21 protein-coding genes are annotated in these 23,744 nt (G+C 65.9%); 15 read left to right on the forward strand and 6 right to left on the reverse strand.

The annotated features are described in order from the left end of the window. Positions 1 to 195: 195 nt before the first annotated feature. From paaA to FDN03_RS11095, 6 genes are read left to right on the forward strand one after another with little or no spacing between them, the layout of a single operon-like run. Positions 196 to 1,182: a 1,2-phenylacetyl-CoA epoxidase subunit PaaA gene (gene paaA, locus FDN03_RS11070; protein WP_138176993.1), complete on the forward strand. Its 987-nt coding sequence runs from the start codon at positions 196 to 198 to the stop codon at positions 1,180 to 1,182. 3 nt (positions 1,183 to 1,185) lie between these two features. After that, complete coding sequence (gene paaB / locus FDN03_RS11075; protein WP_138176996.1) at positions 1,186 to 1,479, forward strand: 1,2-phenylacetyl-CoA epoxidase subunit PaaB; 294 nt, start codon at positions 1,186 to 1,188, stop codon at positions 1,477 to 1,479. Further along, a complete protein-coding gene (paaC, locus tag FDN03_RS11080) occupies positions 1,476 to 2,336 on the forward strand; it encodes a 1,2-phenylacetyl-CoA epoxidase subunit PaaC (RefSeq protein ID WP_138176999.1) in 861 nt (286 codons plus the stop codon). The genes paaB and paaC overlap by 4 nt, the downstream gene beginning before the upstream one ends. A 31-nt stretch (positions 2,337 to 2,367) precedes the next feature. Then, positions 2,368 to 2,871 (forward strand): 1,2-phenylacetyl-CoA epoxidase subunit PaaD, encoded by a 504-nt coding sequence (paaD, locus tag FDN03_RS11085; RefSeq protein WP_171021221.1) that lies wholly within the window; start codon positions 2,368 to 2,370, stop codon positions 2,869 to 2,871. Beyond that, positions 2,868 to 4,028, forward strand: a complete 1,161-nt coding sequence (gene paaE / locus FDN03_RS11090) for a 1,2-phenylacetyl-CoA epoxidase subunit PaaE (RefSeq protein ID WP_138177002.1) — start codon at positions 2,868 to 2,870, stop codon at positions 4,026 to 4,028. Before paaD ends, paaE begins: the two co-directional genes overlap by 4 nt. Before the next feature lie 10 nt (positions 4,029 to 4,038). Beyond that, positions 4,039 to 4,824, forward strand: coding sequence for an enoyl-CoA hydratase/isomerase family protein (locus tag FDN03_RS11095; protein WP_138177005.1), 786 nt, complete (start codon positions 4,039 to 4,041; stop codon positions 4,822 to 4,824). Between the two features lie 151 nt (positions 4,825 to 4,975). Here the strand turns inward: FDN03_RS11095 and FDN03_RS11100 are convergent, their stop codons facing one another. Then, complete coding sequence (locus tag FDN03_RS11100) at positions 4,976 to 5,428, reverse strand: Lrp/AsnC family transcriptional regulator (protein WP_171021222.1); 453 nt, start codon at positions 5,426 to 5,428, stop codon at positions 4,976 to 4,978. Positions 5,429 to 5,654: 226 nt separating this feature from the next. Between FDN03_RS11100 and pdhA the strand changes: the two genes are divergently transcribed. From pdhA to FDN03_RS11125, 5 genes are all read left to right on the forward strand, one after another. Next, the gene (gene pdhA, locus FDN03_RS11105) at positions 5,655 to 6,818 is read left to right on the forward strand and encodes a pyruvate dehydrogenase (acetyl-transferring) E1 component subunit alpha (protein ID WP_138177008.1); all 1,164 of its coding nucleotides are present in this window, start codon (positions 5,655 to 5,657) and stop codon (positions 6,816 to 6,818) included. A gap of 1 nt (position 6,819) precedes the next feature. Beyond that, positions 6,820 to 7,902, forward strand: a complete 1,083-nt coding sequence (locus FDN03_RS11110) for an alpha-ketoacid dehydrogenase subunit beta (RefSeq protein WP_138177011.1) — start codon at positions 6,820 to 6,822, stop codon at positions 7,900 to 7,902. A gap of 1 nt (position 7,903) precedes the next feature. Next, positions 7,904 to 9,316 carry a dihydrolipoamide acetyltransferase family protein gene (locus tag FDN03_RS11115; protein WP_349291715.1) on the forward strand — a complete coding sequence of 471 codons (1,413 nt, stop codon included), beginning with the start codon at positions 7,904 to 7,906 and terminating at the stop codon, positions 9,314 to 9,316. A 226-nt stretch (positions 9,317 to 9,542) separates the two neighbouring features. Then, entirely contained in the window at positions 9,543 to 10,565 is a 1,023-nt protein-coding gene (locus FDN03_RS11120) for a hypothetical protein (protein WP_138177014.1), read from the forward strand. A gap of 57 nt (positions 10,566 to 10,622) precedes the next feature. After that, positions 10,623 to 11,810 carry an MFS transporter gene (locus FDN03_RS11125; protein ID WP_138177017.1) on the forward strand — a complete coding sequence of 396 codons (1,188 nt, stop codon included), beginning with the start codon at positions 10,623 to 10,625 and terminating at the stop codon, positions 11,808 to 11,810. 4 nt (positions 11,811 to 11,814) lie between these two features. Here FDN03_RS11125 and FDN03_RS11130 read toward each other — a convergent pair whose 3' ends face one another. Beyond that, positions 11,815 to 12,654 (reverse strand): phosphatase PAP2 family protein, encoded by an 840-nt coding sequence (locus FDN03_RS11130; RefSeq protein ID WP_171021223.1) that lies wholly within the window; start codon positions 12,652 to 12,654, stop codon positions 11,815 to 11,817. Positions 12,655 to 12,753: 99 nt separating this feature from the next. Here FDN03_RS11130 and FDN03_RS11135 point away from each other — a divergent pair, with 99 nt between their 5' ends. The 3 genes from FDN03_RS11135 to menD all read left to right on the forward strand — a co-directional run bounded on the left by FDN03_RS11135 (position 12,754) and on the right by menD (position 17,817). Next, positions 12,754 to 13,773: an o-succinylbenzoate synthase gene (locus FDN03_RS11135; RefSeq protein ID WP_138177023.1), complete on the forward strand. Its 1,020-nt coding sequence runs from the start codon at positions 12,754 to 12,756 to the stop codon at positions 13,771 to 13,773. Between the two features lie 172 nt (positions 13,774 to 13,945). After that, positions 13,946 to 16,006, forward strand: coding sequence for a PhoX family phosphatase (locus FDN03_RS11140; RefSeq protein WP_249354517.1), 2,061 nt, complete (start codon positions 13,946 to 13,948; stop codon positions 16,004 to 16,006). 59 nt (positions 16,007 to 16,065) lie between these two features. Beyond that, positions 16,066 to 17,817: a 2-succinyl-5-enolpyruvyl-6-hydroxy-3-cyclohexene-1-carboxylic-acid synthase gene (menD, locus tag FDN03_RS11145; RefSeq protein WP_171021224.1), complete on the forward strand. Its 1,752-nt coding sequence runs from the start codon at positions 16,066 to 16,068 to the stop codon at positions 17,815 to 17,817. 87 nt (positions 17,818 to 17,904) lie between these two features. On the opposite strand, the gene FDN03_RS11150 is transcribed toward menD, so the two are convergent. The 4 genes from FDN03_RS11150 to FDN03_RS11165 form a co-directional block, all read right to left on the reverse strand. Then, positions 17,905 to 18,687, reverse strand: coding sequence for an amino acid ABC transporter ATP-binding protein (locus FDN03_RS11150; protein WP_054821027.1), 783 nt, complete (start codon positions 18,685 to 18,687; stop codon positions 17,905 to 17,907). A gap of 11 nt (positions 18,688 to 18,698) precedes the next feature. Beyond that, positions 18,699 to 19,493 (reverse strand): amino acid ABC transporter permease, encoded by a 795-nt coding sequence (locus FDN03_RS11155; RefSeq protein ID WP_054821028.1) that lies wholly within the window; start codon positions 19,491 to 19,493, stop codon positions 18,699 to 18,701. 112 nt (positions 19,494 to 19,605) lie between these two features. Then, on the reverse strand, positions 19,606 to 20,394 hold the full coding sequence (locus FDN03_RS11160; protein ID WP_138177032.1) for an ABC transporter substrate-binding protein: 789 nt from the start codon (positions 20,392 to 20,394) through the stop codon (positions 19,606 to 19,608). A gap of 318 nt (positions 20,395 to 20,712) precedes the next feature. Then, positions 20,713 to 22,056, reverse strand: a complete 1,344-nt coding sequence (locus tag FDN03_RS11165; RefSeq protein ID WP_138177035.1) for an isochorismate synthase — start codon at positions 22,054 to 22,056, stop codon at positions 20,713 to 20,715. 301 nt (positions 22,057 to 22,357) lie between these two features. Between FDN03_RS11165 and FDN03_RS11170 the strand changes: the two genes are divergently transcribed. Further along, complete coding sequence (locus FDN03_RS11170; protein ID WP_138177039.1) at positions 22,358 to 23,455, forward strand: polyprenyl synthetase family protein; 1,098 nt, start codon at positions 22,358 to 22,360, stop codon at positions 23,453 to 23,455. Positions 23,456 to 23,744 lie beyond the last annotated feature (289 nt).

Genomic DNA, 23,744 nt, shown 5'->3' on the forward strand with positions numbered 1-23,744 from the left:
GACTACCGCCGGCGGGAGGGCAAGGGGCCGGAAGAACCTGCGGATTTCGCCGGCCGCTTCCGGCCATTGGGCGGGGGAGCGGGCCGTGCGGCGCAGCTTGTGCTGTAAGCGGCGACTCATGTTGACGTGATGCGTGACTCACCAATATACTGAACGAACGGTCGGTAAATATCTTTGACATCAGTGAGGTGAACCATGGCCGCAACCACACAGAATGATTCGCAGCTTAGCGCCGTTCCCAGTTATGAGGAACAGCAGTCGCAGGCCCGTTTCGATGCCATCATCGACGACGATTCGCGCATCGAGCCCCGCGACTGGATGCCCGAGGCCTACCGCAAGACCCTGACCCGCCAGGTCTCGCAGCACGCGCACTCGGAAATCATCGGCATGCAGCCAGAAGCCAACTGGATCACCCGCGCCCCGTCGCTGAAGCGCAAGGCCATCCTGATCGCCAAGGTGCAGGACGAGGCGGGCCACGGCCTGTACCTGTACTCGGCGGCCGAGACCCTGGGCACCGCACGCGATGAGCTGAACGAGCAGCTGCTCACCGGCCGGGCCAAGTACTCCTCGATCTTCAACTACCCGGCCCGAACCTGGGCGGACATGGGGGCCATCGGCTGGCTGGTCGATGGTGCGGCCATCGCCAACCAGGTGCCGCTGTGCCGCGCCTCCTATGGCCCGTACGGCCGCGCCATGGTGCGCATCTGCAAGGAAGAGTCCTTCCACCAGCGTCAGGGGTTCGAGATCCTGCTGGCCCTTTCCCGCGGCACCGAGGCGCAGAAGAAGATGGCCCAGGACGCAATCAACCGCTTCTACGAGCCCTCGCTGATGATGTTCGGTCCGCCGGATGAGCAGTCCCCGAACTCCAAGCAGTCCATGGCCTGGAAGATCAAGCGCTTCTCCAACGACGACCTGCGCCAGCGTTTCGTGGGCATGATCGCCGAACAGGTCAAGGTGCTGGGCCTGACCCTGCCGGACCCGGAACTGCGCTTCGATCAGGAGTCGGGCAAGTGGATTCACAAGGATCTGAACTGGGATGAGTTCATGAGCGTGATCAAGGGTGGCGGTCCGATGAACGCCCACCGCATGGAGCGCCGCCGCGCCGCCCACCGCGAAGGTGCCTGGGTGCGCGAAGCCGCCGCCGCATACGCCAACAAGCAAGCACAAAGTGAGGTCGCCTAAACGATGAGCACCCAGAAGAACCAGTGGCCGCTGTGGGAAGTCTTCGTGCGTTCCTCCCGTGGCCTGTCCCACGTACATGCCGGATCGCTGCACGCACCGGACGCCCAGATGGCCGTGCGCAATGCACGGGATCTGTACACCCGGCGCAACGAAGGTGTGTCGCTGTGGGTCGTGAAGTCCGATGACATCATCTCCTCCGACCCGGGGGCGAAGGATGAATTCTTTGAATCGCCCAAGGGCAAGGACTACCGCCACGCCACCTACTACAAGGCCAGCGAAGGGGTGAAGCACCTGTGAAGTCCGATGAACTGGACGCCACCCTGGACAGCTTCGGCGACGCGCTGGCCTCGGCCACCCGGGTTACCCCAGGCAACGCGCTGCGTCCGGAGGACATCGCCCAGGATGGGGTCAAGCCCTCCGAGGCGGTCGCCCAGTACGCGCTGCGCCTGGGGGACGACTCGCTGATCCTCTCCCAGCGCATGGCCCACTGGGTCTCACGCGCCCCGGAACTCGAAGAGGACGTGGCACTGGGGAACATCACCCTGGACCTGCTGGGCCACGCCCGCTCGTTCCTGACCTACGCCGGGCTGGCGTGGGACAAGACCGAGGATGAGCTGGCCTACTTCCGTGAGGAAGAGGACTTCACCTCCCTGCACATCGTGGAGCAGGACAACGGGCACTTCGGGGTGACGATCATCCGGATGCTGTTCGTCTCGACCTTCCAGATGCTGCTCTACCGTGAGCTGATGAACTCCTCGGATGAAACCCTGGCGGCCATCGCCGCCAAGGCCGAGAAGGAAGTGCACTACCACCACGACCACGCCGAGCAGTGGACCATCCGCCTGGGCCTTGGCACCGAGGAATCGGCCGCCAAGATGCGCCACGCACTGGAAATCATGTGGCCCTACGTCTCGGAGATGTTCGCCGACGAGCCGCTGCACGATGAGCTTGAGGGCATCGCCGTGCGCCCCTCCACCCTGCGCGCAGCCTGGGATGCGGAAATCACCCGCGTCCTGGACGCCGCCGGACTGGAAGCCCCGCAGGTGCCGCAGGCCATGTGCCGCGGACGCCAGGGCGAACACTCGGAATACCTGGGCTACATTCTGGCCGAAATGCAGGTCCTGGCCCGCAAGCACCCGGGCGCGACCTGGTAGCAATCTTTTCGAACCGAATGGGTGAGCAGAGATGACGAAGCAAAGCATGAGCACCGATCACGAGAAGCTGCAGCACATCGCCTCCAAGGTCAATGACCCGGAGATCCCCGTGCTGAGCATCGCCGATCTGGGGATCCTGCGCGGGGTCGAGCAGCTGGAGGATGGCACCGTCCAGGTGACCATCACACCGACCTACTCCGGCTGCCCGGCCATGGACGTGATCACCCAGGACCTGCACCACGCCTTCGAGGACGCCGGTTACCAGAAGGTGGACGTCAAGCTGGTGCTCTCACCGGCCTGGACCACCGACTGGATGAGCGAGGACGGCAAACGCAAACTCAGCGAATACGGCATTGCCCCGCCCACCGGCACCGGCCACCGCGGCCCGGTGACCCTGGGGCTGAGCGTGAAATGCCCGCGCTGCCACTCCCTGAAGACCCGTGAACTCGCCCGCTTCGGTTCGACCGCGTGCAAGGCGCTGTACACCTGCAGCGACTGTTTGGAACCTTTCGACTACTTCAAGGTGCTTTCATGACTGAACAAACCACACCGACGCGCCGGCGGGCCACCTTCCACCGGTTGACCGTCTCCGAGGTCCGCCGCTTGACCAAGGACTCCATCGAGGTGACCTTCGCGATCCCGCCGGAGCTGTCCGAGGAATACGACTACGTCGCCGGGCAGTACGTGGCCCTGCGCAAGGAACTGCCCAACGCCGAGGGCGAGCTGCAGGAAGTGCGCCGCTCCTACTCGATCTGTGCCGCACCGACCGGCAGCGAGATCAAGGTCGCGATCAAGCGCGACCTGGGCGGGGTGTTCTCCACCTGGGCGAACGAGGAACTGGAGGCCGGCGAGCAGATCGATGTGATGAGCCCGGCCGGCGCCTTCATCTCCAAGCACAAGCTCACCGGGATGAACGACCCGACCAGTGTGGATACGCTCACCCAGGACCACTTCGTAGCCGTTGCCGCGGGCAGCGGGATCACCCCGGTGCTGGCCATTGCCCGCACCATCCTGGAAGCCAACGAGAACACGCGCTTTGACCTGATCTACGCGAACAAGGCCGCCATGGACGTGATGTTCCTGGAGGAGCTGGCGGACCTGAAGGACCGCTACCCCTCACGGATGGCCCTGCACCACGTGCTCAGCCGGGAGCAGCGCATCTCCCCGCTGCTCTCCGGGCGCATTGACGCCGAGAAGCTCACCGCCCTGCTGAACTCCGTCATCCCGCACGACGATGTGGACGAATGGTTCCTGTGCGGTCCCTTCGAACTGGTCCAGCTGGTGCGCGACCAGCTCTCCGAACTGCAGGTCCCGGCCGACAAGGTCCGCTTCGAACTGTTCACCACCGGTGAGCCGAACCGGCCGCAGGGCCAGATCGGCCGCCCGGTCGAGGTGGATGAGAACGAGGAAAGCTACGAAATCACCTTCAAGCTCGATGGACTGCAGGGTGAGGTCAAGTCCCCGGTGCGCACCAATGAGACCGTGCTGAACGCCGCGCTGCGGGTCCGCCCGGACGTTCCGTTCGCCTGCGCCGGCGGGGTGTGCGGCACCTGCCGCGCGAAGGTCACCTGCGGCAGCGTGAAGATGGCCGAAAACTACGCGCTGGAGCCGGACGAGATCGAGGCCGGCTACGTGCTGACCTGCCAGTCCCATCCGACCAGTGACAAAGTCACCGTCGACTTCGACGCCTAGGAGCCGCCCGATGATCGAACTGAACATTGCCGATTCGGTGGCCACCGTGGTGCTGAACGCACCGCAGAAGATGAACGCGCTGGACGAGGCGGCCCTGGCCGAACTGTCCGAGGCCTATGACCAGGCGGCCGCCCAGGTGCAGTCCGGTCAGGTGCGCGCCCTGCTGCTGCGCGGAGAGGGCCGCGGGTTCTGTGCCGGACGGGACATCTCCGGGGTGAACCCGGCAGACGATGACGTCATGGGCTACCTCGACGGCAAGGTGCAGCCGCTGCTGCAGAAGATGTCGGCGTTTCCCGCCCCGACGTTCGCCGCGGTGCACGGCGCCTGCCTGGGCGTCGGGCTGGGCCTGGCCGTAGCCACCGACGTGGTGTACGTGGCCGAGAACGCGAAGATCGGCTCCCCGTTCGCCAATCTGGGCGCCACCCTGGATTCGGGCGGACACTGGTTGTTCACCGAACGGCTCGGCGCCCACCGGACCCTGGATCTGATCTATACCGCCGAACTGATTTCCGGCACCGAGGCGGTGCGCTCCGGGCTGTTCTCCCGGGCCTTCGCCGCGGAGCAGCTGCTGGAGCAGACCGGGCAGATCGTGGCCCGGGTCGCCAACGGCGCCACCCAGGCGTTCGTGGCCTCCAAAGAACTGGTCGCCCAGATCCGTGACGAGCGGGTGGGGCTGTGGGCGTCCATGCGCGCCGAGAACAAGGCCCAGGCGGCCCTGTGTGACACCGCCGACTACGGCGAGGGCTTCAAGGCCTTCCAGGAAAAGCGCGCGCCGCGGTTCACCGGCCGCGGCTGACAGCACTGGCGAACACCGCCACCGACCGCACGCAGCCTCCGGGAAAAGACACCGTCTTTTCCCGGAGGCTGCCTGCGTTGACCGGCACGCGCCCAGCCGGAGGGGCAACGCGCCGGAACAGCGGCCAGCCCAGGGGGCTGCGGGCCACCACCTACCTGGTGTCGGCGTCCTCGAAAATCAGCAGCGTCTGGGTGTCAAGCACGGTGGGCAGGGATTGGAGGCGTTCAAAGACCACCCGGCGCAGGTCCAGGTTGTCCTTGGCCCGCACCAGCAGGATCACATCGAAGTTCCCGCCCACCAGGCCCACGTGGTGCACCTCCGGGATGGAGGCCAGATGGTCCCGCAGCTCCCGCCACGAATGCTGGCGCAGCTTCAGGGTGACATAGGCGCTGGCCTTCAGACCCGCCTTGACCGGGTCGATGACCGCCGTGTACCGGGTGATCACCCCGGCGTCCTGCAGGCGGGCAATGCGTGAATAGGCGTGGGCCCGCGAGACGTGCACCCGCTGTGCCACGGTGGTCACCGACTGACGTCCGTCCCGGGTCAATTCGGCCAGGATCGCATGATCCACGTCATCGAGTTTGATCTCGGTTTCCTTGCTCACCAAAGCTCCTGAAACTGCGGGCGGACGAGTTCTCGTCAAAGCCCTGATGAATGAACTATTCGTCTACGAGTATAGGGAATATTCCCGCAACTTTCTGGGATCAGCCGCCGGACTGGCGACGAATAGTCATCGTTACCCATAATTGTGAACAAAGAATGTATTGGTGAGTGATTTCACACGACCCTCTGTCGTGGGTCACGCACCCGGTCAGGAAAGGTGGGTTGCCATGAGCACCGAACCCCGCGAAGACCTCATCACTGAAGTCAGCCGCAAATTCGGCATTTCCCCCGAGGACTACATGCTGCCGGCACGGCACATGATCAATCTGCTGAACCCGGACGGCTCGCTGCGCTCCACCGAGGAGCAGGGCGCGGAACCGGGGCACGAGTACCCGCTGCCCAGCCCCGCCGAACTGCTGCGCGCCTACGAGGCGCTGGTGGTCGGGCGACGGGTCAACGACCAGAACTCGGCCCTGGTCCGCCAGGGCCGCATGGCCGTCTACCCCTCCAGCCACGGGCAGGAGGCCTGCCAGGTCGCTGCCGCGCTGTGCCTGCAGGATGGCGACTGGCTTTTCCCGACCTATCGGGACTCGGTGGCGGTGATGACCAAGGGCGTGGCCCCGATGGAGGTCATGACCAGCTTCCGCGGCGAATGGCACTGCGGCTATGACCCGAAGCAGTACCAGGTGGCCCCGATGTCCACCCCGCTGACCACCCAGCTGCTGCACGCGGTGGGTGTTGCCCACGCCGCAAAGCTGCGCGGGGAGAACACCGTGGTGGTGGCCATGTGCGGCGACGGCGCGACCAGTGAAGGCGACTTCCACGAGGCCCTGAACTTCGCCGCCGTGTTCAACCTGCCGGTGATCTTCTTCGTGCAGAACAACAAGTACGCCATCTCCGTGCCGCTTTCCCAGCAGTCGGTTGCCCCGTCGCTGGCCCACAAGGCCGTGGGCTACGGCATGGCCGGCGAACGCGTGGACGGCAACGACCTGATCGCGCTGATGGCCGTCATGGGCCGCGCCGTGCGCCTGGCCCGCGAGGGCTCCGGCCCGCTGATGATCGAGGCCCACACCTACCGCATGCAGGCGCACACCAACGCCGATGACGACAAGCGCTACCGCGAGGACGCGGAGGTGGCCGAATGGGTGGCCAAGGATCCGGTCAAGCGCATGGAAGCCTACCTGGCCGACTCCGGGCTGCTGGAGTCCGAGGCCACGCAGCGGATCACCGACCACGCCGAAACCGTGGCCAAGACCCTGCGCGACGGGATGAACCAGGACGCGGACACCGACCCGCTGGAGCTGTTCAACCACGTGTATTCGACCCCCACCGCCCAGCTGAAGGAACAGTCCGCACTGCTGGCCGACGAACTAGCCCGCGAGGAGGCATAAGGTGACTGCAACCGCATCAGCCGAGAACGGCAACGTCAGCGCCGAAACCGCACACGCCGCCGCAGCCAAGGCCGCGGCCAACCAGCCGGTGACCTTCGGCAAGGCCCTGAACACCGCCCTGGCCGACGCGCTGAGCGCGGATGAGTCGGTGGTCATCTTCGGCGAGGACGTCGGAGTGCTTGGCGGGGTCTTCCGCATCACCGACGGGCTGACCGCCCGGTTCGGTTCCCACCGCTGCTTTGACACCCCGCTGGCCGAATCGGGCATCGTGGGCATGGCCGTGGGCATGGCCATGAATGAGATGCGCCCGGTGATTGAGATGCAGTTCGACGCATTCGCCTACCCGGCCTTCGAACAGATCGCCTCGCACGTGGCCAAGATGCGCAACCGCACCCAGGGCCGCCTGCCGCTGCCGATGGTCATCCGCATCCCCTACGCCGGCGGCGTGGGCGGGGTGGAGCACCACTGCGACTCCTCCGAGGCCTACTACGCCCACACCCCGGGGCTGAAGGTCTTCACCCCCTCCACCGTGCAGGACGCCTACCTGATGCTGCGCGAGGCCATCGACTCCCCGGACCCGGTGGTGTTCTTTGAGCCGAAGAAGCTGTACTGGACCAAGGACCAGGTGGACCTGGAGGACCTGGCCCGGCAGTACGAGGCGCAGCGCGCGGCGAAGACCGAGGGCACCGCCCGCATCGCCCGCCCGGGCACCGACGCCACCCTGGTGGCCTACGGCCCGAGCGTGTCCACCGCCCTGGAGGCGGCCAAGATCGCCGCCGAGGAGGGCCGGAACCTGGAAGTCATCGACGTGCGCACCATTGTGCCGTTCGATGATGAGGCCGTGGCCGCCTCGGTACGCAAGACCGGACGGGCCGTGGTGATCGGCGAAGCCCAGGGCTTCGTGTCCGTGGCCAGTGAAATCACCGCCAGGATCCAGGAGCGCTGCTTCCACTCGCTGGCGGCCCCGGTGCTGCGGGTGACCGGGTTCGACATCCCGTACCCGGCCCCGACCCTGGAAAAGCACCACCTGCCCAGCGCCGAGCGCATCCTCGACGCCGTCGACCAACTGCAATGGGAGGCCTAACGTGATCAAGACATTCCTGCTCCCCGACCTGGGGGAGGGCCTGACCGAGGCCGAACTGGTGCGCTGGATGGTCGCCGCGGGGGACACCGTGGCCGTGGACCAGCCCATCGCCGAGGTGGAGACCGCCAAGTCGCTGGTGGAGATCCCCTGCCCGTTCGAGGGCGTGGTGCACCAGCTGCACGGGGAAGCCGGGCAGATGATGCTGGTTGACGAGCCGTTCATCTCCGTGGCCACCGAGGCCGGGGAAGCCGGCGGCCAGGACTCCGGTTCGCCCGCGGACTCCGAGCCGGCCGAGGGGGCGCTGTCCTACCGTGAGGAGGAGCGTGCCGGAACCACGGTCCCGCAGGCCGAGGACGAGGGCAGCGGCAACGTGCTGATCGGCTACGGCACCGGCGCGGCCAAGTCCACCGGCAGCCGCCGGCGCCGCCCGCGCGCCGGCAGCGTGGTCACCACCCCCGGACCGGCCAATGAGCAGGCCCCGCTGGTGATCAACCCGATCGTGCGCAAGCTGGCGCGCGATCACGGGATCGACATCGCCACCGTGCAGGGCACCGGCCAGAACGGGATGGTGCTGCGCAGCGACATCCAGTCCCGCATCGACTCCGGCGCCCCGGCGGCGGCCAGCACCCCGGCCCCGGCAGCCACCCCGGCCCCGGCTGCGGCGGCCAGTGCCCCGGCCGGCGCCGGGCAGACCGATTCACGCACCGGCCTGCCGGTGGCCGAATCCACCGTGCTCTCCGGCGTGCGGCGCACCATCGCCAACGCGATGAGCACCTCGCGCCGGGAGATTCCCGAGGCCACCGTCTGGGTGGATGTGGATGTCACCAAGCTGCTGAAGCTGCGCGCCAAGGTCAAGGAAAGTGCCGGCAGCGCCCCGAGCATGCTGGCCATCATCTCCCGCTTCGCGGTGCTGGGCCTGAAGCAGTTCCCGGAACTGAACAGCCGCATCGAGGTGGGGGCCGACGGGCAGCTGACCCAGACCCGCTTCGACGGGGTGAACCTGGGCTTCGCCGCGCAAACCGACCGGGGCCTGGTGGTCCCCAACGTGCGCGGCGCGCACCAGCTGAACGCACAGCAGCTCTCGGCCGAGTTCGCCCGCCTGGCTTCGCTGGCCCGCGAAGGCAAGGCCGGGGTGTCGGACCTGTCCGGCAGCACCTTCACCATCAACAACTACGGGGTGTTCAACGTGGATGGCTCCGCGGCGATCATCAACTACCCGGAGGCCGCGATCCTGGGCATCGGCCGGGTCGTGGAACGTCCCTGGGTGGTCAAGGGCAAGGTCAAGGTACGTTCGATCTGCGAGCTGACGCTCAGCTTCGACCACCGCGTGTGTGATGGCGGCACCGCGGCAGGCTTCCTGCGCTTCGTCGCCGATGCGATGACCAACCCGCAGCACGCGGTCATTTCACTGTAGCGGCCACCGCCACCCGGCGTGGAGCACGGCGCCCGGCTTTCGAGCCGGGCGCCGTGCTTTTAACCCCGGAGGACTCTTTCGGCTCGGGATTTGCCCCACCGGGGCCGCGCGGGAGAGGATCAAAAGCAAAGAACGATGTGACCTGCAACTATTTTGGTGCTGGTCCATGCAAACAGCGGCGGCAGCGGATGCCGCGGCGCTGACCCCACGAGCCCGAGGAAGAGCCATGAAGCAGCCCACAGGACCGGTTACCGTCAAGCACCGGGCGGTGAGTTCACTGCTGCTGCTCGTGCCGGCGGTGGCGGTGCTGGTCACCCGGATGCTGCTGGGCGCGCAGGCCCCGGAGGTGGTGGCCACCCACTGGTCGGGGCTGGACTACCCGGATGGCTTCAGCAGCTTTGGCCCGTTCTATGGAGTGTGCCTGGGGATTGCCGCGGCCGGGGCGCTGCTGGGCCTGGCCGGGATGGGGGCCAAGCGTCCCACGGCCCAGCTGCTGATGCTGTTCCTGGGCGGCCTGGCGGCCTGGACGAGCGGAACCATGTTCATCGGCTGCGTGCTGCCGACCGTGCTGGCAGGGGACCCGGCGCAGGCGCAGTTGGGCGCCTGGATCCTGGTGCTGATCGCCGGTTCGCTGCTCGGCCTGGTGCCGGCCTGGATCAGCGGCGTGTACCAGCAGGCGAACCGGGGGATGAAGCAGGAACGCGATGAACGGATCGCCCAGGGGCAGGGACGGGAACTTCCCCAGGCGCTGCCCGTGGCGCAGCAGCCCCTGCAGCGCAGCGTGAACGCGCCGGTGTGGCTGTGGGTCCTGAGCGCGGGTCTGCTGGTGTTCACCGTAGTCATGTTCTTTGTGCTCGACGGGTCGGCGGAGAACGGTGGGGTGCTCGGCCTGCTGACCGGACCCGTGCTGCTGTTGTTCGCCCTGGCGCTGCTGTTGGGGGTGTGCCGCATAACCGTGCAGGTGGATGAGAAGGGGCTGCTGGTGACCTCCGGGATTCTGGGCTTCACGATGCGCCGGATCCCGCTGGGGCAGATCCAGAGCGTGGACAGTGAATGGATCACCCCGGGGCAGTGGGGCGGCTGGGGCTGGCGGTTCTTCCCCGGCGGCTCGGCCATCGTGTTCCGCGCCATGGACGGGCTGGTGGTGCACACCACCGGGGACAAGCGCTTTGCCGTGACCATGGAGGACTCCGAGGCCGTTCGCGACCAGTTGCTGGCCCGCATGCACCAGGCCGAACCGCGCGATTAGCCTGTCAAGGCGCCCACCCCCGCCGGTGGTGGCGGGGCTGGTGCGTAGGATTGGAGCATGAGCGAACAACCCTTCAGCCTGCGTCCCCTTGCGCTGAAGGTCTACTCACCCTCCCTGCTCTACGGTGTGGGGGTGGGGGCCGTGGCCCCGATCATTTCACTGGCTGCGCTCGGTCGCGGGGCGGATACCGCCACCGCCGCACTGATTGTCACGCTGGTTGGGGTTGGCTCCCTGCTGGCCAACGTGCCCGCCGCCGTGTTGACCACCCGCTACGGGGAGCGCATTTCCATGGTGCTGGCCGCAGCCTGGGCGAGCCTGGGCATGGTGCTGGGCATTGTCCCCAGCAACCTGGGGCTTTTTGCCCTGGGGGTGGGCATGCTGGGAATGGCCGGGGCCGTGTTCAACCTGGCCCGGCAAAGCTACCTGGCCGAGGCCGTGCCCATGGAATTCAGGGCCCGGGCCATGTCCATGCTCGGTGGGGTGATGCGCATCGGCGTGTTCATCGGGCCCTTCGCCGCCACCCTGGCCATGAAGTGGCTGGGGCTGACCGGGGCGTACTGGGTGGGCCTGCTGGCCATGCTCACCGCCATGGTCGTGTGCCTGTGGATCCCCGAACTGGCCACCCGTGCCGAGCCGGCCGCCGGCAACACCCCGAACGGCACCTCGATGCTGTCCATTGCCAAGGCCCAGTGGCGGATCCTGCTGGGATTGGGGCTGGGGGTGGTGTGCATTTCCGCGGTCCGCGCCACCCGGCAGGTGGTGCTGCCGTTGTGGGGCGAGAACATTGGCCTGGACGCGGCCACCATTTCCCTGATTTACGGCCTGTCCGGGGCGATTGACATGCTCATCTTCTACCCGGCGGGCAAGGTCATGGACAAGCGGGGCCGGGCCTGGGTGGCGGTGCCGTGCATGGCCACCATGGCGTTGGCGCTGTTCCTGCTGCCGCTGACCCACACCGTGAGCGCCATGTTGGCGGTATCCATGCTGCTGGGGTTCGGCAACGGGATCGGCTCGGGGATCGTGATGACCCTCGGGGCGGATTATTCACCGCCGGTGGGCCGGGCAAAGTTCCTGGGCCTGTGGCGCCTGATGTCCGATGCCGGGGCCATGGCCGGCCCGGTGCTGCTCTCGGGCCTGGTCGCGGTGGGCACCCTGAGCGCCGGGGTGTGGGCGCTGGGCGGGATCTCGGTGCTGGGGGCCGGAATCTTTGGCTACTTCATTCCCCGCACCCGCCGCGCCGGCTAGGCCCTCAGCGCCGGCGGGCCGGGCCGAGCACCACCGAACGCAGGCACAGCCCGCTCAGCAGGGCACTGGCCACGATGTGCGCGATCCCCAGCCCCGCATAGAGCACCAGCAGCGGGTCCGGGATCTGCTTGATGTGCGGGTGGGGCAGCAGCCAGGACAGGGCGATGACCGCCGCCCAGGCCAGCAGGGCGAGCAGACCGGCCCTCCGTGACCAGGCGGTGCTCTTCACCTTTGCCGCCAGCGGTTGGCGGGCCTGCAGGATGGCGCAGCCAATGACCATCCACCACCCGGCCATCACGAACCCGGCGGCGATGTCCGAGGGCCGGTGCCAGCCGGAAATCAGGGTCGCCAGCCCGGTGATCGTGGCAAAGCCCCAGGCGAAGGGCCCCACGACCGGGCGCAGCCGGGGAGGGGAGATCACATACATCAGCCCCATGGCCGCCGCGGCGGTGGTGGTGTGCCCGGACGGGAAGGAGTTCATGGCGGTGCCGAAATTGAAGTCCGGGCGCTCCAGGACAAAATGCTTGAGCAGCTGGGTGCTGCCCACGGCCGCCACCGCCGCCAGGCTGGCCACCGCCGCCCGCACGAAACTTCGGTCCCGGATCACCCGATAGATCAGGAACAGCACCGCAATCACCGCGCACATGGCCGGCAGCAGATCCAAGAACGCCCGCACCGGCGAATCCAGTCCGGTGCGCGGCCACCAGTTCACCCAGGCCAGGAACGCGGCCTCATCGGCCCACTGGCCCGGACGCAGCCGAACGAAGAACAGGTACTCCACGCAGCCCACCACGCCCAGCAGCAGCAGCGCCCACCACCACTTCAGATGGCGCGGCCCTTTCACTCGCCTGGAATCTCGCATGTTTCCAGATTGTCACACATCAAGTCGCCCCACAGCCCGCCCGATACGCGATACCGAACACATTGTCCTAGGCTGGTAGGCATGGAGAACCAACTGCCCAGCCTCGATGAACTCAAAGCCAACTCGTTTGTGGTGCGCCTGCCGCTGCGCGTGAAGTTCCGGGCAGTGGTCGAACGTGAGGCCCTGCTACTGCAGGGACCGGCCGGCTGGGGAGAGTTCTCCCCCTTCTTGGAGTACGAACCGGCCGAAGCCAGCCGCTGGCTGGCCGCCGCCATCGAGTCCGCCTACCAGCCCTACCCGGAGACCACGGTGCAGCGCATCCCGGTCAACGCCACCCTTCCGGCGGTGAGCACCGAACAGGTCGGCCGGGTGCTGGAACAGTACGATGCGCCGCACACCATCAAGATCAAGGTCGCCGAACGCGGTCAAATCCTGCAGGACGACATTGCCCGGGTCGCCGAAACCCGGCGCCTCTACCCGCAGGCGGCGCTGCGCGTGGACGCCAACGCCGGATGGACCGCCCAGCAGGCCGTCGCCGCCCTGGCCCGGCTAAGCGAATACGACCTGGAATACGCCGAACAGCCGGTACCGGGCATCGATGACCTGGCCCGGCTGCGCGAGGACCTGGCCGCACGGCACATTGACCTGAAGATCGCCGCCGACGAATCGGTGCGCAAGCACACCGACCCGTTGGAGGTTTCCCGCAAGGGCGCGGCGGACTTGATGGTCATCAAGGCCCAGCCACTGGGCGGCATCCGCCAGGCCCTGCAGATCGTGGCCGAGGCCGGGCTGGACGCGGTCGTCTCCAGCGCCCTGGACACCTCGGTGGGGCTGGGCCAGGGCGCCGCACTGGCCGCCAGCCTGCCGGAGCTGAAGTACGCCTGCGGGCTGTCCACCGGCACCCTGTACAAGGATGACGTCACCGAGCAGCCGCTGCTGGCCGAAGCCGGCTACCTGCAGGTGCGCCGCCCCGGCGTCAGCCGGCAGAAGCTGCGGCACTACAGCGTGGAACCCGAAGGCCGGCAGCGCTGGATGCAGCGCCTGGAAAGCTGCTACGCCATCCTGGCCGGGCAGGACCTGGCACAGCGTCCGTTGGCCTGAGGTTAACCTTCCGGTTCCCCGGCGATCACCCACGGGTGGCACGCTCTTCTTGCGCCCTTCCCAGCGCACGATGAGCCACCGCTTCACACCCCAGCCCAGGCACCGGGCTCGCGGCGTGCAGCACCACCACAGAAAGTGATCCCTGATGCAAACCTCGCGCCGGCTGCTTCCCATGCAAGGTCACACCCGCGGCAACCGTTCGGCGGCCACCTGCCATTACAAGTGCGGTGACGCGTGCGCCGCGCCGCAGGCCAACACCTCGGACAACGAGTACTTCAAGGACATCGCCGATGCTGCCCTCTCGCGGCGCAGCATGCTCGGGCTCGGCGCCGTGGGCGCGGCGGCCGTGGTGCTGGGCCCCTCCCTGCTCTCCGCCCCGGCCGCCAGCGCCGCCCAGACGGCCCAGGGAACCCGCGGGTCGCTGCCCTTCACCGCCATCGCCCCGGTGTCCCGCTCGGTGGACGGCATGAGCGTGCCTGAGGGCTATGACTGGCACCCGATCATCCGCTGGGGTGACCCGTTGTTCTCCCGCAAGCAGGCCCTGGACCCGGCCAAACCCTCGGCGAAGGCGCAGGCCGCACAGTTCGGCTACAACTGCGACTACCTGGACATCATCGTGGACAAGTACTCATCACATCGCGGGGTGCTGGTGGCCAACCACGAATACACGAACGAGGAAATGATGTTCCCGCCCGCTTGGTTTGAGGCGAACAAGGACGAGGCCCGTCGGGTCGCGCTGGCCGCGCACGGCATGTCAGTGGTGGAAGTGCAGCGCAAGAAGAACGACCGGCGTTGGAACTACATCGTGGGCGGCGAACGCAACCGGCGCATCACCATGCACACCGAGTTCCGCATGACCGGCCCGGCCGCCGGCAGCCCGCTGCTGCGCACCCGTGAGGACGATACCGGAACCCGGGTGCTGGGAACGCTGAACAACTGCGCCGGGGGCACCACCCCGTGGGGAACCGTGTTGAGCGGGGAGGAAAACTTCGACCAGTACTTCCGGGGCCGGGGCACCGCGCAGGAAGCCCGGTACGGGATCAAGGCCAAGGCCACCGGCCGCGGCTGGGAAGAGAGCGAACCGCGCTTCGGGCTGCACCACCCCGGCTATGAGAACGAGGCCAACCGCTTCGGGTGGGTGGTGGAAATTGATCCGCAAAACCCGGACTCGGTCCCGGTGAAGCACACCAGCCTGGGCCGGTTCAAGCACGAGGGCGCCAACGTGCGGATCGCACAGAACGGCAAGGTCATCGCCTACTCGGGTGATGACTCGCGCTTTGAATACCTGTACAAGTTCGTCTCGCGCGACACCTACCGCAAGGGGGACCGCGCCCACAACATGACGCTGCTGTCCCACGGGGATCTGTACGTGGCCACCTTCAACGGCAATTCCCCGGCCCGTGAAATCGACGGCACCGGAACGCTGCCCACCGACGGAGCCTTTGACGGCACTGGGACGTGGGTCCCGCTGGTGCTCAACGGGGCCTCCCAGGTACCGGGCATGGCCCTGGACGAGGTCCTGGTCTACACCCGGCTGGCCGCTGACAAGCTCGGCGCCACCAAGCTGGACCGCCCGGAGGACGTGGAACCCAGCCCGGTCACCGGCAAGGTCTACGTGGCCCTGACCAACAACTCCGAACGCGGCAACCATGGCACCGAGGGGGCCACCGAGGTCAGCCCGCGCCTGCGCAACCGGGACGGGCACGTACTGGAGATCACCGAGAACCCCACCGACGCGACCGCCAACGAGTTCAACTGGAACATCCTGCTGGTGGCCGGGGATCCCAAGTTCAATTCCTCCACCTACTTCTCCGGGTACCCGGCCGACAAGGTCTCCCCAATCTCCTGCCCGGACAACCTGGCCTTCGACTCCCAGGGCAACCTGTGGATCTCCACCGACGGGGCGCCAAGCACCATCGGCTACTCCGATGCCCTGCACAAGGTCACCCTGGATGGTGAACAACGCGGGCGGGTTGAACAGTTCCTGGCCGTACCGACCGGCGCCGAGACCTGCGGCCCGCTGATCCGCGACAGCGATCAATCGGTGTTCGTTTCGGTCCAGCACCCGGGGGAGGGCGGCAGCTACAACGAACCCCAGTCCCTGTTCCCGGACTACGTTAGTGACGGTCGCAAGGCCAAGAAGGGCCAGATGCGTGGCCCGCGACCCACCGTCGTGCAGGTGTACCGGCGCACCAAGGACATCAAGGGCCAGGGCCGGGGACCGGGCAAGTAGTGGGCAACGGGAGGCGGTAGGCGGCAGGGACCGGCGGGGCAACCACTAGACTGGGGCAGGTGGGAGCTGAACGAAGCACGGCGCACACCGCCAACGAGTCACACAGGGACCTGCACCACCGTGAATCCCTGCCGAATACCGCCATCGATACCGCCCGGGACGTGTTCCGCACACTGATCGGCGCGGGAATCCGTGACCTGGTGCTCTCACCGGGTTCCCGCAGCGCCCCGCTGGCCTACGCCGCAGCGGAGGCCGAGACCAGCGGCAAACTGCGCATCCACGTACGCATCGACGAACGCTCCGCCGGTTTCCTGGCACTCGGCATGGCCCAGGCCTCCGGGGCCCCGGTGGCGATTGCCATGACCTCCGGCACGGCCGTGGGCCAACTGCTGCCGGCCATCATGGAAGCCAACCACACCGGCACCGCGCTGCTGGTCCTCTCCGCCGACCGTCCCGAGGAGCTGCAGGGCACCGGCGCCAGCCAAACCACTGACCAGCGTGGACTGTTCGGCGTGCACGTGCGTGCGAACCTGAACGTCCCGGCCGGAACCTCGCCCACACCAGCGGTAGACCAAGCCCTGCGGGCGCTCGCCGGGACAAGCAAGAGCGCGCCGGGCCCGGTCCAGCTGAACCTGCAGTTCCGCGACCCGCTCACCCCGCCCCGGGACAGTGATTTAGGCGCACAGCAGTGGGCCCAGCAGATTCAGCCCGGGCGCTGGGCAGGGGAGCAGCCCGACCTGCCGCGCTGGGTGGTGCCCGGCGCCCTGCCGGCACGACGCACCGTGGTGTTGGCCGGGCATGACGCCGGCCCCGAAGCCCAGGCCTTCGCCCAGGCCCTGGGGCTGCCGCTGTTGGCCGAACCGTCCTCGAACGCACGGTTCTCGGCCCAGCTGATCACCCATTACCGGCTGCTGCTGGCCGTGGCCGGGGAACGGATCGAGCGGGTGGTGCTCTTTGGCCGCCCCACGCTCAGCCGCCCGGTGGCCCGCCTGCTGGCGAATCACAACATTCTCAGCGCCCTGTACCAGCCCCGGGCGGTGTCCTGGTACGCCCCGGGCCGGCGCCGCGAACGGCTCGTCGCAGACCCCGCCCAGCTCATCGAGTTCGCCGGCACCGCCCCGAAGGGGTGGCTGGACGCCTGGCGGAACCTGGACGCGCAGGCACAGCGCATAGTAAGGGACCTGCAGCCGTCGAAGCATGTCAACGGCTACCAGCTGGCCCAGCTGTTGTGGCGCCACCGGCAGGGGCCGTTGTTCATCGGCTCCTCCAACATCGTGCGCGACTTTGACCTGGCCGCTGCCGGGGACGACCGGCCCGGAGCCCGGGTGTACGCCAACCGGGGTCTGGCCGGCATTGACGGGAGCATCTCCACCGCCTTGGGCCTGGCCATCGCCAGCGGCCAGCCGACCCGTGCCGTGCTGGGGGACATCACCTTCCTGCACGAGGCCTCGGCCCTGCTGCTGGCCCCCGATGAACCGCGACCCACCCTGGACGTGGTGGTGTACAACGATGCCGGCGGGGCGATCTTCTCCACGCTGGAACACGGGGCGGTCCACGAATCGGGGCGGTACGGGCAAGCGGTGGAACGCCTGTTCGCCACCCCGCACACGGCCCGACTCGACGCCCTCGCCCAGGCCTACGGATGGAAGTACTACTGCCCGCAAAATTCCGGCGAGCTGGAGGAACTGTTGGCGGCACCCCAACGGGCCGGGGTGCGGCTGATCGAAGTACGCGCCCCGCGCGAGCAGGTCCGCGCCCAGTCCGTGCAGTGGGCTGAAGCCGTCGGTGCGCTGCCCTGGCCCGAACGGTAGCCCAGCCTGCTCAGGCCATGGCACAAAGACACCGCGCACCCAAGGGTGCGCGGTGTCTTATTTCTGCTTGGGCTGCTGGGTTCCGGCCTAGATATCAACGTGGGTGGGATCCAGGACCCGGCGCAGGAAGTCCTGGGTGCGCGGCTGTTGCGGGTTGCCGATCACGTCGGCTGCCTTGCCCTCCTCAACCACCACCCCGTCGTCCATGAACACCACGCGGTCGGCCACTTCCTTGGCAAACGTCATTTCGTGGGTGACCACCAGCATGGTCATGCCACCCTTGGCCAGTGACTTCATAATCGCCAAGACCTCGCCCACCGTTTCGGGGTCCAGTGCGCTTGTGGGCTCATCGAAGAGCATCAGCCGCGGTTCCATGGACAACGCGCGGGCAATGGCGACGCGTTGCTGTTGCCCGCCTGACAACTGATCCGGATAGCGGCTGCCAAAATCACCTAGTCCCACCCGGTCGAGATTGGATTGAGCAATCCTCTTTGCCTCGCTCTTGGGCCGTTTTGCGACCTTGATCTGGGCAACGGTGCAGTTCTCCAACACGGTCAGGTGGGGGAAGAGATTGAACTGCTGGAAAACCATGCCGACATGTCGGCGCATCCTGTCCAGATCCACATCAGGATCCGTAGCCTCGAAACCGCCGACATGAATGGTGCCGCCGTTCGGCTTTTCCAGTAGGTTGACGCAGCGCAGGAGAGTCGACTTACCCGAACCGGAGGGGCCGATCAGGCAGACCACCTCTCCCGGTTCGAGGTTCAAGTCGATCCCTTTGAGCACTTCATTGTTGCCATAAGACTTGCGCAAACCGGTGATGTTCGCGCCCGCTGCTTCAAACTTTTGTTCTGTCGTAGATGTACTCATGATGCTTTCTCCTAGCGCTTTTGCCGGGCGGAGGAACCCTCAAAACGACGCGCGATCAGGCTCAATGGAATGGTGATGACCAGATAGAAGGCACCTGCCACGATTAGCGGAGTAATGCCCGCTCCCAAGGCGGTAATTCCCTCGCGACCAAATTTTGTAATCTCGTATTGAGTCAAGCTCATGCCCAAAATAAACGCCAAAGAGGAGTCCTTGGTCAGAAGAATGACTTCATTGGTCAGCGGCGGCAGCACGATTCGAAAAGCCTGGGGAATGACGATGGTCACCATGGCTCGCCAAGCTGGCATCCCCAACGACCTTGCTGCTTCAGTTTGTCCCTTGGGAACGGCTTGCAGGCCTGCACGCAACGTTTCGGCAATGTATGCGGCCGACACCAAACCCAACGCGACCATGATGTTTACCGGTTGCGGCCAGTTTGATTCCGGAAAGGCGACAGGAACGCCGAAGCCGAATGCGAGAAGCACGAGGATTGCCGGAACGCCGCGGAAGAACTCGATGAAACCGGTGGCGAACCAGCGGTAGGGAGCAAAAGACGCCATTTTCATGAGCGCCAACAGCAAACCCAGCACTAGACCGAAAGCAAAAGAAATAATGGTGTAGAAGATTGTGTTTTTCAGCCCGACAAGGATGAGATCGGGGAACATCGATCCAATCTTCTCGAAAGCGAAGAACGAGCTTCGGATTTGTGGCCAGTCGGCAGCAAGGATAAGTACTGCGAGAACAACGACGAAGACCGCTATTTGAATGATCTTGCTGATACGAGCCCGTTGACTTGTGGTCATAGCCATGGAAGAACCTCATGGTTGTCGGGCGCGGCGCTCCAACTTGTGATTGAAGCGCCGCGCGAAATCATTGAAGTGTGGGAAGCGGTCTCCTCGCGAAGACCGCTTTAGAAGATTCCTACTTCTGCCCCAACCACTTGTCGGTCATCTTGTCCAGGTCACCCGAGCTCTTCAGCCGGTCCAGAGTGGAATTCACCTTGTCCAGCAGCTCGGCGCTGTCCTTCGGCACCGCAACACCAAGCTTTTCACCGGTCTGAATCTCTTGAACGACTTCAAAGTCCGGCTTGTCCGCGATCGCATAGCGCAATACGGACTGGTTTCCCAGCGCCGCATCCGCCTTGTTCGAGGTCAAGGCCTGGAGCTGAAGACCGGAGTCTTCATAGCCGATGGTTTCCAGTCCTTGTTCCTTGCCGTATTTCTCACCGGTGGTAGCCTGCTGAACGGCGACACGCTTGCCCTTGGCGGATTCAACATCGGTGATCCCGGACTCCTTACGGGCGACCAGCATCAGGTCGTCATCCAGGTAAGGTTCCGAGAAGTCCATGTTGGCCTTGCGCGCATCGGTGATCGAAATCGACGACATCGCGATATCGCACTGAGTCTTGAAGAGGCCGGACTCGATCGAGTCGAAACCTGCGGTGATGACGCTCAGTTTCAAATCCATGTCCGAAGCAATCTCGTTGGCGATATCAATGTCCAGGCCAACGATCTCGCCGTCCTTTTTGAATTCGAACGGTTCGTAGGGAACATCGGAGCAGACCGTCAACTGTCCAGCGGTGCGGGGAGTGAATCCACTGCCCTCGGTGTCCGAGCTGCCGTTGTCGGAGCCGCCACAGCCGGTCAGGGCGATGAGCGCTGCTGATCCGATGGCGAGAGTGGATAGTACGTTCTTCTTGAAGGTGCGCATGGAACGGGACCTACTTTCAGGTGATGCGAGTTACAGGCGTCCTGATAATCATAACCATGACGCGGCCCACCTGAGATTCGCATCACACCGTGTCACGTGGGAATAAGCATTACTTGCTCATTGCCCACCTAATCCCTCCCCAGCCGTGGTGAAGCGTTGGGCACGAGGACTTGTCAGCGGGAAACTGCCAAAAGGTTAAGATTCAAAGTTTGACTGTGAATGCTGTTTTAGTGCGGCCCCGACCTCTGAGGTGGGTGTGGTGCGCAGCCACCACAGTCGGGCCCCATCTCCGGCCGCTTGATAGCCGGGGCATGGATTTTACTGGCGCTCGGCGTGCAGGGCCTGCAGCATGGGCCGCATCTTGGCCCACGATTCGGCCAGTTCTGACTCCGGATCCGAGCCGGTGACGATCCCGCAACCGGCGTACAAGCGCATATTGCTTTCGTCTTCCAGCACGCCTCCGCGCAGGGCAATGCCAAATTCGCCGTCGCCGCGCGAATCGATCCAGCCCACCGGTCCCGCATAGGGGCCGCGGTCCAGCCCCTCCAGTTCGCGCAGCACCTTCCCGGCAAGCCTTGTGGGGGTGCCGCACACCGCAGCGGTGGGATGGAAAATCTCGGCGATATCAAGTGCGGTGGGGAACCGGCCATCAGAGCCGGGGCGCAGCTCGGCGCTGACATCACTTGCCAGGTGCCAGACATTGGGCAATTCCAGGATGAACGGTTCCTCGGGGGCCTGCATGCCGTGGGAAATCGGATCCAGCGCCAGGGTCAGCGAGTCGATGGCCAACTGGTGCTCCACACGCTGCTTCGGGTCACTCAGCAGGACTCGCTGTGGGTAGCCTGCTTCCCCGACCGGAGCCGTGGCCCGGTCCAGGGTGCCGGCCAGGACCCGCGCTTCGGCGGTGCCGTTGGTGACGCGCACCAGCATTTCCGGGGTGGCACCCACCAGCCCGTCCACCGAGTAGGTCCAGCAGTTGTCATAGCCGCCAACCAGCTCCCGGACAACCTGCGCCAAATCGATGCCGCCGCTGCTGTGGGCAATCACGTCCCGGGAAAGCACGAGCTTGGAAATCTCGTCACCCTCCAACACCTTCAGCGCCTGGGTGACCGCCTTCAGGTAGGAGCCTGCGGTCAGGTCTCCGGGCTGCAGGCTGATCGTGCCGTGCGGGGCGCCGGTGTAGGCCGCCTCGTCCAGCAGCTCCTGGCACCGGGCCAGGGCGTAATCGTAGGTGAGCTGCTCGGTGTCCAGGGTGTCGCTGGTGATGGTGATCCACGAAAGCGCTCCGTCCTTGCCCAGGACCACCTCCGGGATCACCAGCCGGGAACGGTAGTTGCTGGTATACGAGAATGCGAACGCGCCGAAGGCCACCGGCCCGCTGCCGGGCTGGTTGATTGGATCGATGACGGTGGCGCGCTGCACGAGGTCGGTAAACCACTGCCGTGCGTCGGCGAAGCGTTCAGCCCCCTGGGTATGCAGACGGGCCACCGCCCCCAGGCCCACCAGGCCGTCACCCTGCCGGGTCCACACCAGGGCTCGGTGACGCAATGCGTCGAGCACAAAGGACGGATCGGTGTGGTCGAAACTAAAGGTCACACTGGCAAGAACAGGCAGCTCCTGCTGCACGAAGGCAGGGGAGGCGACAGGCAAATCGGCAGACATGATACGGCTAAGCCTACCGCCGAAAGCGCGCGGTGAGGCTGTGCTGGTGGCCGCAGTCACGCTCCGGCCCAGTGCGCCCGTGCGCCGGAGTTGTCCTGCCCACTAGGTGGGGGCGGTAAGGGTGTGCCGTGTACCGCTGTGCCTTGTGGCCTCTGGCCCACGGCGAAGATAACAGCACCGCAAAGAGAAAGAGGAGGGCCACATCGGCTAGAGTGATAGAAGTTTCGGAAGCGGTGCGCTGCCGAGGAGTCCTCCTGGGACGATAACCAAACCCGTTGAAAGATAAGTAAGCCGTAAAACAGTGACTGATTCGAAAAGCAACTGGACCGCAGCCGGGCATGAGGTTCCGAACTCGATAGAGCTGAATCCGGAAACCGCGGCACTGGCCGCGACCATCAATCTTCCAGCAGGTTTCGCCCCGATTGCCGAGGACCCGGAGTTCGGCCCGGCCGTCTCCACCGGGCTGGCCAAGGTCGAGAAGCTGCTGCGCGACGCAATCGCCAACTCCGATCCGCTGATCGACGCCTCCTCCCGACACCTCGTGGAAGCCGGCGGCAAGCGGGTGCGCCCGCTGCTGGTGCTGCTGACCGCGCTGCTGGGCGAGGGAATCGACGACGATGTCATTAAGGCGGCCGCCGTGGTGGAACTGACCCACCTGGCCACGCTTTACCACGATGACGTCATGGATTCGGCCCCGATGCGCCGCGGCGCCCCGACCGCCCACGAGGTGTGGGGCAACTCAGTTGCCATTCTGGCCGGTGACCTGATCTTTGCCCGTGCGTCGGTGCTCGGTGCCGAGCTGGGCCCGGAAGCGGTCACCTGGCAGTCACGCACCTTTGAGCGCCTCTGCCTGGGACAGCTGCACGAATGGATTGGCCCGCGCGAGGGGGACGACCCGATCGCCCACCACCTGCAGGTCATCAGCGACAAGACCGCCTCCCTGCTGGCAACCTCCGGCGCCTTTGGTGCCCGTTTCGGCCAGCGCCCGGAATATGTGGCGATCCTGCGCGAATACGGCGAAAAGGTAGGCGTGGCCTTCCAGGTGGCCGACGACGTGATCGACCTGGTCGCCACCAGCGGCAACTCGGGTAAGACTCCGGGGACCGACCTGCGCGAAGAAGTTCCCACCCTGCCGGTGCTGAAGCTGCGTGAAGCCGCGGCACACGGGGACCAGGATGCAATCGCGGCCCTGGAGCTTGTTGACGGTGATTTGAGCAGTGACGAGGCGCTGGCCCAGGCCGTTGCGGCCGTCGGAGCACACCCGGCAACCCGCCAGGCCTGGGAAGTGGCCCGCCAGTGGGCTGATGATGCCATCAAGGTTCTGGAGCCGCTGCCCGAAGGCACCGTGAAGCACGCGTTGATCGCCTTCGCTGACGCCGTGGTCACCCGCGAGGCCTGAGCGTTGAAGCGCCCTTGAGGGTGCAGACCAACAGACTTCAAAAAGGATCGGCCAGCTCCCATGCGGGGGCCGGCCGATCCTTTGTCATGCCGCAGTGTTGTGCCATAGGTAAGTGATAACGCCGTCTATGTCGGTTTTCCTGATGCAGCTGCTGTGAGCTCGGTTCCTTTGCAGAACCGATATCGAGGGGCTGCAGAAAAACAAGTTGCGGTCCCTGGTTCACTCACCCAGGGATCGTGATCGGTGCAATGCGTTCAACGGATGACGCGAAGACCAAAGTAGGACAAAA

Origin of the sequence: Glutamicibacter sp. V16R2B1 (genome assembly GCF_005774635.1) — a bacterium.
GTDB classification, from domain to species: Bacteria; Actinomycetota; Actinomycetes; order Actinomycetales; family Micrococcaceae; genus Glutamicibacter; species Glutamicibacter creatinolyticus.

Excerpts from the sequence above, each read along its gene's own strand:
- pdhA (WP_138177008.1), top strand. The coding sequence starts at position 5,655 with ATGAGCACCGAACCCCGCGAAGACCTCATCACTGAAGTCAGCCGCAAA.
- paaA (WP_138176993.1), top strand. The coding sequence starts at position 196 with ATGGCCGCAACCACACAGAATGATTCGCAGCTTAGCGCCGTTCCCAGT.
- paaE (WP_138177002.1), top strand. The coding sequence starts at position 2,868 with ATGACTGAACAAACCACACCGACGCGCCGGCGGGCCACCTTCCACCGG.
- paaB (WP_138176996.1), top strand. The coding sequence starts at position 1,186 with ATGAGCACCCAGAAGAACCAGTGGCCGCTGTGGGAAGTCTTCGTGCGT.
- FDN03_RS11160 (WP_138177032.1), bottom strand. The coding sequence starts at position 20,394 with ATGCGCACCTTCAAGAAGAACGTACTATCCACTCTCGCCATCGGATCA.
- FDN03_RS11150 (WP_054821027.1), bottom strand. The coding sequence starts at position 18,687 with ATGAGTACATCTACGACAGAACAAAAGTTTGAAGCAGCGGGCGCGAAC.
- FDN03_RS11120 (WP_138177014.1), top strand. The coding sequence starts at position 9,543 with ATGAAGCAGCCCACAGGACCGGTTACCGTCAAGCACCGGGCGGTGAGT.
- FDN03_RS11155 (WP_054821028.1), bottom strand. The coding sequence starts at position 19,493 with ATGGCTATGACCACAAGTCAACGGGCTCGTATCAGCAAGATCATTCAA.
- FDN03_RS11140 (WP_249354517.1), top strand. The coding sequence starts at position 13,946 with ATGCAAGGTCACACCCGCGGCAACCGTTCGGCGGCCACCTGCCATTAC.
- FDN03_RS11125 (WP_138177017.1), top strand. The coding sequence starts at position 10,623 with ATGAGCGAACAACCCTTCAGCCTGCGTCCCCTTGCGCTGAAGGTCTAC.
- paaD (WP_171021221.1), top strand. The coding sequence starts at position 2,368 with ATGACGAAGCAAAGCATGAGCACCGATCACGAGAAGCTGCAGCACATC.
- FDN03_RS11165 (WP_138177035.1), bottom strand. The coding sequence starts at position 22,056 with ATGTCTGCCGATTTGCCTGTCGCCTCCCCTGCCTTCGTGCAGCAGGAG.
- FDN03_RS11095 (WP_138177005.1), top strand. The coding sequence starts at position 4,039 with ATGATCGAACTGAACATTGCCGATTCGGTGGCCACCGTGGTGCTGAAC.
- FDN03_RS11135 (WP_138177023.1), top strand. The coding sequence starts at position 12,754 with ATGGAGAACCAACTGCCCAGCCTCGATGAACTCAAAGCCAACTCGTTT.